The following is a 7,500-nucleotide window of genomic DNA, read 5'->3' on the forward strand; positions in this document are numbered from 1 at the left end:
TCGTGGGCGTAGGAAATTTGAGAGGAGCTGTCCTTAGTACGAGAGGACCGGGATGGACGCACCGCTGGTGTACCAGTTGTTCTGCCAAGGGCATAGCTGGGTAGCTATGTGCGGAAGGGATAAGTGCTGAAAGCATCTAAGCATGAAGCCCCCCTCAAGATGAGATTTCCCATAGCGTAAGCTAGTAAGATCCCTGAAAGATGATCAGGTTGATAGGTTCGAGGTGGAAGCATGGTGACATGTGGAGCTGACGAATACTAATAGATCGAGGACTTAACCATATAATATGTAGCAAATGTTATCTAGTTTTGAAGGAATATGCCTTCATAGTTTGGTGATGATGGCAGAGAGGTCACACCCGTTCCCATACCGAACACGGAAGTTAAGCTCTCTAGCGCCGATGGTAGTTGGGACCTTGTCCCTGTGAGAGTAGGACGTCGCCAAGCAACTTTAAGACGAGTCAGAATGACTCGTCTTTTTTGTATGCTTTCATACCTCTATCAATTGCATTTTTAACTCCTTCTAAATAAGAAAATCCATATTTTTTATCTGGCTCTAAGTAAGTTCCTTCCGCCCACTCATTCCATGCGTTAATAAATAAAAACTCGCTGTTATAAAAAGAGTAAGTACGATGAATTTGCTTGCTTAAATATATGGTGAACTTTTCAGGGGTAGAACCTACAAAGATGCTGCTATTTGCGTTTTTACGTCGTGCAGTATTATCCCAATCAACAAAAGCCCCAGGAAATGTTTTTTTCTTTGGGAGCGATCGTTGTAATATATACATCCATACTTTATCGTAGTCCCAAACATTCAATTGCATATCAGAATCATATATGACCTTATTTATGTCTGAAGAGCTATCATGGGCAATTGTATAGAAAGGTTCAAACTGAATGCTAGCATCGAATCCATTTATATTAGGTAGTGGAAAACTGTTTAATGTTTCAGCAAAGTATATGCCTTTTAAACCATTTTCTCGCGCTAATGCATTCCAGTAATTAAGCATTTTTTCACAATCAGGAATATGTCCTGGACGATAAATAATGAATAGAGGTTTATCATCTATATAAATATATCTCTCATCTTGGAAAGCCTGTAATAAATAATCAAAGTGTTCCTTCCAATCAGATATATCTCCGTAATCTTGAGGCATTAATATATGTTTATCGAGACCATCCCAAGATTTTGTCCATGGTTCATTTGCCCAAGAAAGACAAAAAGGGAAGTCAGGTTCCTTCATCTTTAGTACGTCATTAAAGGGTGTTTCTAATAGTCTTTTTCCCTTAAACCAATAATGATAATAACAAAAACCATATATACCGTATGCTTTAGCGATTTCTGCTTGCCACTTTCTTACGGAGGGGCTAGTTAAGTCATAATAAAAATCTTGATAAGGTTCCCTCGGTTGATAATGTCCTGAAAATAAAGGGCGTGCACTTTTAGTATTTGTCCATTCAGTAAATCCTTTCCCCCACCATCGATCATTTTCTTTAATTTGATGGAATTGTGGTAAGTAAAAAGCGATTATTTTCAAAGTATATCCCCCTCATGTTTTTCGTAGTTCAATTGTTGGGAAGGTATTCTTGATTTGGTGGAGCAATTTTAAAACAAGAGATATGTTAGCTGTTTACTGCTTTTTTTATGGTATGTATTGAATTTGCTTTTACAGCTTACTTAATAAGAGAGTATTAGGTAATTTGATATATAGCTGAAATAGAAAGTGCTTTTCGTCATGGAATTAAGTGTATTACGTTGAATAAAAGGAATTAAATTTTTTGAAGGACAAAGAGGGCTTGTGGTAATCGATTTACATCATCAAAAAAGTCTTGTAGCTTTAAATATTTCTCATAATGATTTTCAATATAAGTCCTAGGTATAACAGTTTCTCCGTAAAAACTACTATTTCTAACATCCCCTGCACCAGTAGCGCTGTGGACAAATTTTCCGTTTTCATAATCCGAGATGGCGCGATGTATATCTGGAAAAGCTTGAGATAAAGTTTTATGCCATCCTGTTTGAATTAATTCAGGATGTTCGTGGAATTGTTGACAAAAATCAAGAAAATAGCGCGCTTGTGTTGTTGCGATGAAAATTCCACCAGGGCGAAGAACTCTTGAGAATTCTTTTATCCAATTTTCAGCAGTTTCTTCGGATAAATGTGAGAATACAGAATAAGCAAATATGATATCTAATGAATTGTCACTAATAAATTCTACAGGGGGATGTGGGCTAGCTGTTTTATATATCCCTCTTCCTAGTGTTTCATTACAAAGTGTGATCATCGCAGGATCCACATCAATGCCAAGTAAATTTTGATCAGAGGCATCTTTAAATAAGAAGCGTATAATTCTTCCCCATCCGCAGCCGAAGTCTAAAACTTTACTTTCTTTATTCACGGGAACACCTAAATTCTGGGCGTATTCTTTTATATGGCTATAAAACAAATACGCTTCGTAAAGAGCATGTTCATAGGAAGCACCTACAAATTGTTTTTGAATTTCTTCAGGAGGAAACCTAGGTACGGGAACCCCATTTATCGTTGTTTGGGAACAACTTTGTATAAATAAATTTAGAAGTTCAACATCAGATAGTGAATTAACAAGATTATCAAAATCACTTCCTAACTTAAAGTTATTCATTTGTTAAACCTCCGAATTATATAGTGATTAAACTTTATTTTCTTGCTTTTTACTAATAAAAACATGTAAAAATTCAGCATCTAACCCGAGTGATCTATCCTTTTGTAAATAAACAATTGTATACATATTTGCGTGTGTATAAATATATTCAATCATATCTTGCCCCCAATCGAATGTTACTAAAGATCCGTTCTCATCAATAGGATTTCCATGATAAATGGGCTCTTCAATATATTCAATCCCCTCTTTATTCAATCTGGCTCTTTGCACAGTTTTTGTGAGTGTATGATACCAAGGGACAGTAAATACATGAGCCCCGCCAGGTTTTAATACTCGTTCTATTTCTTTAAAGGCTTTGTTTGGTGTCATTACATGCTCAAAAACGTCTTGAGTAATGAATAAATCAAAAGATTCATTTTCAAAAGTCATGTCTTCTAAGTTCTCACATCTAATTCCTTGAAAGTATTGGCCAAGAGGATAGTTTTTAAAGTATTGAGAATATGTATAGTTTTTACAGTTTTTTAATAGTAGTTGAGTTGTAATTGCTCCAGGAGAGGATTCATGGATACTATAGGAATTCCATTTTGGAAAAAATGTGTGTAAAGCATGGATTAAAGCTCGCTGCCTTGGGATAGAGTTACATGTAGAACATAAATAATGATCTCTAAGCCAATCATTATGCTCTATAAATGTAGCTTTCTTTTCGCAAATAACGCAGTACCCATTATTGTGTTTCAAATTGATTTCCACACGACATCCCTCCTTTGTTACATGCAATGTATTTATGGAAAGTATGATACACGTTAACAATCGGCGAAATTAAAGAGAATGGGTGAAAGTTAGGTATCTTTTAAAAGTACAATTGGGCGAAGAGAATAATCAGTTGGAGAGAACCCGACTCGAATTAAAGTTTCACTTTATGCTATGCGATGCATTAGCTTTTATTCATAGAAAAATGTATAGACTTAAAATATCCCTTTCGTGTATGGGTATATTTCAAAGTCCTGTGCGTATATTTCTGTAACTAAATCTATAGTTTCTTTATCATAAAAGCTTTCGTATGTTGGAAATCGGGGAAATTCTGTATCTGTAATGCTAAGTTCTGCATAGCTTCCTGCATAAATCATCTTGTGGGCGCGATGATGATCTGAATTTGTAAGAAGTGCTAAATTGGATTTTATCAAATCGTACGTGTGTTCTATTTTGGTGATTTGTGCATTAAAATCTTCTAAAGGAATATAACATTGGATGAAGCTTTCTGCACCAGGGATGTATTGCTGGCTAAAATGTATATCTATTGCTAGGGAATTGGAACCAAATGCCTGAACGTAATATAAAAATTGTTTAAATGATATTCCTTGATTACTATATTTGTCATTATAAAAATAATGACGAATACTTTCCCATTGTGGGCTAGCATATGGATTATCAGCAAGTAATAAAAATGAGCTGACAGCTCTTGTATAGGGATTTCGCACAAGTTTACAAACATCCTTTTTACCTTCTAGAAGACCATTTTGTAATTCTGGTATGTAATTTATATTGTTCTTATACACCCAGAACTCATAGTAATGAATAAAGTCATTGTATTTCTTTGCTTCAGTAAACAATCCAATTTGAAAAAAGAACCAATTAGCTAATGCGGTGCATCCACTTCTATGACTCCAAAATAGTATAAGGGGAAAGTCTTTATGGTAATGCGGAATTCGATCTTTATGTAGAATTACATGATTTAAAAGTTCTTGATTTATATTTCTCATGAGTTTAGCACTCCTTTTTTGAGAACCTTGTGTATGTAGAAGTTTTTTTATGGGTTAAACAAGTGAGGATTGTTTATTAAATATATTCATGGGGATGAGTAAATATTATGAGTGTTTTTGCAGTCAGCCTGAATAAGGAAGCTATTCTAAAATGAAAATAGAAAATAAAGATAATGAAAAATTATAATAAACATACAATGATAAGAGGATGAATAATAGAAATGATCAAGTCATTTGTTTATATTTTTAGGTTTGACGAAGGGGAAAATTTATACTAGAGAGATGATATTATGAGGAAGAATAATTATTTAATAGTAGGTGGAAATAGTTTCATTGGTATCAACCTCGCATTGGGTTTATTGAAACAGGGGCAAAATGTAAAAGTATTTTCCAGACATATAAATAATTTCCCTCAAAATATTATAAGTGAAGTTGAATTTATTAAAGGTGATTTAGAAAATGTTGAGGATATATATAAAGCTTTAGTGAATATAGATATTATTATTTATTTAGCTGCGACGTCTAACGTAGCAACTTCAATTGAAGATGTTTTCGGCGATATTAATAGTAGTCTATTTTTTCTTAATTTCATGGAAAGTGTTAAAGATTTTCGTATTAAAAAAATTATATTAGCTTCTTCGGGAGGCACAGTTTATGGTGAACCTGAATATTTGCCTATTGATGAGAAACATCCATTAAGACCACTTTCCCCGTATGGAATAACAAAAGTTTCGCTCGAGAATTATTTGTATTTTTATCAGAGAAAATATGGAATAGATTATGTTGTATGTAGATATTCTAATCCGTATGGAAAATACCAAAACCCCTTAAAAAAAGTTGGAGCGATAAATTGTTTTTTGTACCAGCATCTCAGTAATGAAAGGATTAATATATATGGGAATCCAGAGGAGATTATTAGAGATTATATTTATATCGATGATTTAGTTGAAATTACTATACAACTAGCACAATTAAATCAATTGAAATCTTGCGTATATAACATAGGGAGTGGCAAAGGTCTTTCTTTAAAACGAATTATTGTGGAACTAGAGAAAATAACAGAAAGAAAAGTGGACTTTATCTGTTATAAACAAAAACAAGAGAACGTTCAAAGAATCATTTTAAATATTGATAAGGTAAAACAAGAATTGAATTGGGAACCTAAAATAGATTTTAAAAATGGGATTAGATTAAATAAGCTATGGATTGAAGAGTTCTTATATAGTAAAAAATAATAAACCACACTCTACTTGTATGTAAGCAGAGCGTGGTTTATTATTTTACTTCTTTTTCTATTATCCAAAGGTCTTGATGTTCCCACCAAAATCCTTCAGTATACTTTTTGATGATTGGGTTATAGGGCAATAATTTAATTTTGTCACACACGTAAGAGGGACTAACTATCGTTTGTCCGTATTGATTCACATCTAAATCGAATTGTTCACTAGAAGAGAGAAACCAATAGCCCTGTTCATTTAAATTTGGAAACCCAAAGTATTTTTTGCTTTGATAGCCATGGGTTGTGAAAATGAATAAACCGCCAGGTGAAACAGCGTTATACAATGTTTGCAGCCAACGAAACCAAGTTGTATCAGGCATATGAGAAAAAAAGGATAGACAAAAAACAATATCGTACGTAGAGGAGTCCAATTTTAACTGTTCGGGCTCAGGATGAGATAATATAGAAGGATTATTTAATTTGTTTTCAATAAAGGAAATGGCCTCTTCGTGTATATCGCAAGCGGTTATACTCAAATTCGCTTGTAGATTTAATAAATGACGTGTTACGCAACCGTATCCGGATGCAAACTCTAACAATTTGATTGGATTGCCTGTAGGAGGATAAAGGGAAGTGATTAAGTCTAAGAGTATTTGTGCTGAGTTTTGCCCGTCTTTAAAATAGTAATCTATCGCTTCTTTTTTTGATGGGAAAACGGGATTAGTGACAATGAACTGAAAGATATGATCCTCAGGATGGATACTTGCATTTACATTGTAGCTGTGTGCGATTTGAGAAATTAAATCTTTATGTTCCTCTATAAAGTCTTTCAAAGAGTATTCCCCCTTAAATAATAGTATCGCCTTACAAGAGATATTGATGGCAGAGAAAGCATACGTTTAAATTTTTAAGTATGCTTTAAGATACTTTCTATATGTATACATTTTCATTTTAGAAATGTCGTCGATAGTAAAGCTTTCTTTAATGAAATTTTGCATTTGCACAACTTCATTGTAATGGGAGTATGAATCTTCTGTTCTTGTTACGCTATTTAAATGTCGTCTATGATAGTTTAGGGATGCTGGATTGAAGTAAATATCGCCCTCTGTAAGAAGAGAGACATAGAAGAACCAGTCACCAGCTATTTTGAACTTTTCTAACTGTTTTTCTGTTTTCTTCATATCTATATTTTTAAAAACTACACTCGAGACATTAGGTATAGTGTTTTTAATAAGTAACGTATCTTGTATTTCATCGACGCCTTTTCGAAAATAGGGTGCTTTCCATTTTTCTTTATCGATATCATTTGTGTAATTTAAATAATGATTAGCCAATACATTTCCTTGTTCGTCTATTTGTTTTGATTGTGTGTAGCTTAAGGTAATATTGTTATTTATATAAAACCCCTCTATCACCTCTTGTAAAAATGTCTTATCGCATAAGTCATCGGCCTCTGCGATCCAAATATAATCACCAGTTGCTGCAGAGACTCCTTTTATCCATTGTTTAAATACAGAACCAGAGTTTTTATCATTAATAATCTGTTGAACCTTCAGGTGGGTCTTATTTTCTTTTGAGAGCAGCTTTTTAAAAGTTGATACGCTATAATCGGTAGAGGCATCGTCTAAGAAAATTAGTTCGTAAAGAGGGTAGGTTTGGTTTAATATTGATTCGATTCGATCAGATAAGTATTTTTCATAATTATAGTTTGGTATGATTACGCTTATCTTTTTGTAATTATGTTCGAGAAGATCTAGTAATTGATAAATGTAATTAAGAAAATTGAAGTTTTTTTCGATAAGTTCTTGGCCGAAGCTTCCCTTTTGTAATCGTAATCCCTCATCATGAATAAATTCATATATTTTTTCTAGCATTTTGG

Annotated in this window: 7 protein-coding genes and 2 rRNA genes (2 of these 9 cut by a window edge); 3 read left to right on the top strand and 6 right to left on the bottom strand. The window is 33.4% G+C overall.

Features of this window, described 5'->3' with window-relative positions; genetic code table 11:
* A 23S ribosomal RNA gene (locus tag AC241_RS01615) occupies nucleotides 1-281 on the top strand; it begins 2,641 nt to the left of the window's first position.
* A 49-nt stretch (nucleotides 282-330) separates the two neighbouring features.
* Nucleotides 331-446: ribosomal RNA gene (rrf, locus tag AC241_RS01620) — 5S ribosomal RNA — on the top strand.
* Nucleotides 447-460: 14 nt separating this feature from the next.
* Here rrf and AC241_RS01625 read toward each other — a convergent pair.
* From AC241_RS01625 to AC241_RS01640, 4 genes are all read right to left on the bottom strand, one after another.
* Entirely contained in the window at nucleotides 461-1,537 is a 1,077-nt protein-coding gene (locus tag AC241_RS01625) for a glycosyltransferase WbsX family protein (RefSeq protein ID WP_000690984.1), read from the bottom strand.
* A gap of 232 nt (nucleotides 1,538-1,769) precedes the next feature.
* The gene (locus tag AC241_RS01630) at nucleotides 1,770-2,642 is read right to left on the bottom strand and encodes a class I SAM-dependent methyltransferase (protein WP_050842425.1); all 873 of its coding nucleotides are present in this window, start codon (nucleotides 2,640-2,642) and stop codon (nucleotides 1,770-1,772) included.
* Nucleotides 2,643-2,669: 27 nt separating this feature from the next.
* Nucleotides 2,670-3,392, bottom strand: coding sequence for a class I SAM-dependent methyltransferase (locus AC241_RS01635; RefSeq protein WP_050842426.1), 723 nt, complete (start codon nucleotides 3,390-3,392; stop codon nucleotides 2,670-2,672).
* 215 nt (nucleotides 3,393-3,607) lie between these two features.
* Nucleotides 3,608-4,402: a sulfotransferase family 2 domain-containing protein gene (locus tag AC241_RS01640; RefSeq protein WP_050842428.1), complete on the bottom strand. Its 795-nt coding sequence runs from the start codon at nucleotides 4,400-4,402 to the stop codon at nucleotides 3,608-3,610.
* A gap of 290 nt (nucleotides 4,403-4,692) precedes the next feature.
* Here AC241_RS01640 and AC241_RS01645 point away from each other — a divergent pair, with 290 nt between their 5' ends.
* Nucleotides 4,693-5,637, top strand: coding sequence for an NAD-dependent epimerase/dehydratase family protein (locus tag AC241_RS01645; protein WP_043938603.1), 945 nt, complete (start codon nucleotides 4,693-4,695; stop codon nucleotides 5,635-5,637).
* Between the two features lie 40 nt (nucleotides 5,638-5,677).
* On the opposite strand, the gene AC241_RS01650 is transcribed toward AC241_RS01645, so the two are convergent.
* Both AC241_RS01650 and AC241_RS01655 read right to left on the bottom strand, forming a co-directional pair.
* Nucleotides 5,678-6,454 carry a class I SAM-dependent methyltransferase gene (locus AC241_RS01650; RefSeq protein ID WP_050842430.1) on the bottom strand — a complete coding sequence of 259 codons (777 nt, stop codon included), beginning with the start codon at nucleotides 6,452-6,454 and terminating at the stop codon, nucleotides 5,678-5,680.
* A gap of 66 nt (nucleotides 6,455-6,520) precedes the next feature.
* A protein-coding gene (locus AC241_RS01655; protein ID WP_050842432.1) for a glycosyltransferase crosses the window boundary here: on the bottom strand, nucleotides 6,521-7,500 show its 3' portion. The gene runs 952 nt beyond the window's last position; only the last 980 of its 1,932 coding nucleotides appear in the window; its start codon lies off the right edge, out of view — the gene reads right to left on this strand; the stop codon is at nucleotides 6,521-6,523.

The sequence above is a fragment of the Bacillus thuringiensis genome (assembly GCF_001182785.1).
Classification (GTDB): domain Bacteria; phylum Bacillota; class Bacilli; order Bacillales; family Bacillaceae_G; genus Bacillus_A; species Bacillus_A thuringiensis_S.

Coding starts and splice junctions, on each gene's coding strand:
- AC241_RS01630 (WP_050842425.1), bottom strand. CDS start 2,642: ATGAATAACTTTAAGTTAGGAAGTGATTTTGATAATCTTGTTAATTCA.
- AC241_RS01640 (WP_050842428.1), bottom strand. CDS start 4,402: ATGAGAAATATAAATCAAGAACTTTTAAATCATGTAATTCTACATAAA.
- AC241_RS01645 (WP_043938603.1), top strand. CDS start 4,693: ATGAGGAAGAATAATTATTTAATAGTAGGTGGAAATAGTTTCATTGGT.